General features: G+C 38.3%; 2 protein-coding genes and 1 pseudogene. All 3 read right to left on the reverse strand.

Translation table 11 applies throughout. The annotated features are described in order from the left end of the window. Positions 1-1,090, reverse strand: a pseudogene (locus tag VLN09_RS05735) (hypothetical protein); the annotation flags it as partial. Between the two features lie 190 nt (positions 1,091-1,280). Beyond that, positions 1,281-1,967, reverse strand: coding sequence for a phasin family protein (locus VLN09_RS05740; protein ID WP_325244532.1), 687 nt, complete (start codon positions 1,965-1,967; stop codon positions 1,281-1,283). 84 nt (positions 1,968-2,051) lie between these two features. Next, the coding region (locus VLN09_RS05745) for an SDR family oxidoreductase (RefSeq protein WP_325244534.1) at positions 2,052-2,562 on the reverse strand (511 nt) is incomplete at its 5' end.

Here is a 2,562-nt window from a genome sequence, read left to right on the forward strand (position 1 = left end):
AAGGACGTTTATTAACTTTAGCGGTGGTCGGATTATATTGAATCAGCTCAAACATACGATTACGGAACACCACTTTTCCCGGTGTCGTAGCGATGTTTTCACCGAGCCGAAAAGCATCATTATCAGTCATACGAATGCTAAGTAATTTGGAGCTTTTTTCCATATCTTCTGTTAGCTGCTTGAGTCCCCTTACCAGATTCTGTCCCTTTGACTCCATTGTCAGGCGCAATATTTCAGGATTACTCCATGGAAAGTTACTTGGAGCAATAGCATTTAACCATTGACGAGTAAAAAAAGACAAACGCTGGCGGTTTTTTTCATCAACACCTTCAGTATTATCGATAGTATCCATCATGCCGTTAACCGTTAGCAGATAGCTTTGTTTTAGGAAGTTAAAAATAGGATTATTTGTCCATTCTTCATCCGTAAAGCGTTTATCGCCTTTTTCTGGGGTAACGAGAGGCTTTGTCTGGTTTTCTGCTCCCTTCATTAGGGTGTTTTGATACAGTTGGAACTGCTTTTGCCACAGACCCCTTTGTTGCTCAACTAACGCAGTGGGGCTTTTTTCTGTCACACCAGTATTGAACCGTTGCCATCCATCTATAATATTGAGCATAAGGGATTGGCTTATATTATTATCTTGACCGACTCGTTTTAACGTTTCGCTAAAAAACTTTTGAGTCAATTCGTTAAAATCCCCCGTATCGTCGTCAGCGTTTTGCTCAGTTTGTTGGTCTTTATCTTTATCATTTTGCCAGGAGTCTGATTTCTGAGAACCAACGTTTCCAGTGGCATTAGGCATCATAAAGCTGCCAAAATTATTGATTGAATCTTGCCATAGCTTTAGATTGGCTTCAAATGGGTTTGAAGTTTGACTAGATTGATTAAACAAAGATTGATTGAATTGATTAACTTGGTTCAACTGATCTAAATATTGTTGACCAAAGCTACTAAAACTAAAAGCATTATTAGTGTTGTCTTGGTTATTGTGACTATCTTGTGTATTTGATTCGTGCGATGACTTTTTTGATTGGTCATCGGACTGCTGATTATCCCTATCGGAGTGCTGATTATCCATATCTGTATCCATGCTCCTGTCTATAAACTTATCTGGTTTGTACGAAAGTGCAAACACACTAACTTAACACTGCTAGCACCATAGAAAAAAGATGGGATAGAGCTTTCTAACCCACCTTTTAAGTGTAAAAATTACATGATATTTCATTAATAACAACTAATAAGACAACTAAATTTATCAGTAATTACAGTTACTTGTTTGTTTATTTTCCAGTACTGCTAGTATTATTGGCACCAGTCTTTGAGTTCATTTTGGTATTAGGATTGGTGTCTGCATCTGTTTTTGTATCTGTGCCAGTAGCAGTTTTTGCAGCGCTTGTGGCTTGTTCAGCAAACTGCTCGGCCATTTTGTTCACGTTTGCTGCGTATTCTTGACCTGTCTTGGTTGCCTGGTCAGCAGTTTTTTGCATATTTTCCTGCATTTTCTCACTGGTTTGACTCTGAACCTCAGCCAAAACTTTCATAACGTCATCATGCATATTACTGCCAAGCTCTGTCAGGCGCTGAGCATCTGCTAGCATTTTCTGACTGATGGTATTAAGCATTTCTGCTTGCTTGCTGCTAAAGTCTTTGGCAGCTTCTGGAGAGTCTATTTCAGAAACTTGACGCATGTTCTCCAGACCCATTTCTGCATAGGTTTTAATAGTATCAAGTGAAAACTCAGTCATCATTTCAGCGTTTTTTAAAAAATGTTGATTTAGCTTTGTCCAAGGATCTAACATTTTCTGTGCACTCTCATTGAACTGATTCATATAATCTTGAGGGGTCTGTTGTGACATGTTATTACCCTGTGTATTGAATGAGTGATTTAGCTTTGTCCAAGGTTCGAACATCTTTTTTGCACTCTCGTTGAAATGGTTCATATAATCTTGAGGGGTCTGTTGTGACATGTTATTTCTCCATGAGGGGATGGTTAAGAGGACATTATGATACTGCTTAGAAATACAATATATATAACTTATATGACACTTAAGTTAAGACATATATTGACCGCCGTTAATTGATATGGTTTCGCCTGTGACGAATATTGCGTCATCACTAATGAGGTACATACAAGCAGCGGCGATTTCGTTTGCATTGGCTAAACGATTCATTGGAATGGTTTCTTTAATTTTATCCATGATATTTTCAGGCACGCTTTCTACCATGGCTGTATGTGTATATCCAGGAGCGACGACATTGGCGGTAATTAATGAGGCAGCACCTTCATATGCTAGAGCCTTAGTAAATCCGATAATACCTGCCTTAGCAGCACAGTAGTTCGTCTGACCATACTGACCACGCAAGCCATTTATCGAACTAATATTGACAATTCGGCCTGTTTTTTGTTCTAGCATTTTTAAAAAAACAGGATGAACAATAGTATAAAGAGACGTTAAATTAGTATCAATTACCTCTTTCCATTGCGTAAAGCTCATTTTTTTAAAGCTACTGTCACGAGTGATACCCGCTCCATTTATCAAAGCATAAATGTTGTCATACTTA

Origin of the sequence: Psychrobacter sp., assembly GCF_035469765.1 — a bacterium.
GTDB lineage: Bacteria > Pseudomonadota > Gammaproteobacteria > Pseudomonadales > Moraxellaceae > Psychrobacter.

What these genes read in the sequence shown, in the direction of transcription:
- VLN09_RS05740 (WP_325244532.1), bottom strand. Translation starts at nt 1,967, where the DNA reads ATGTCACAACAGACCCCTCAAGATTATATGAACCATTTCAACGAGAGT.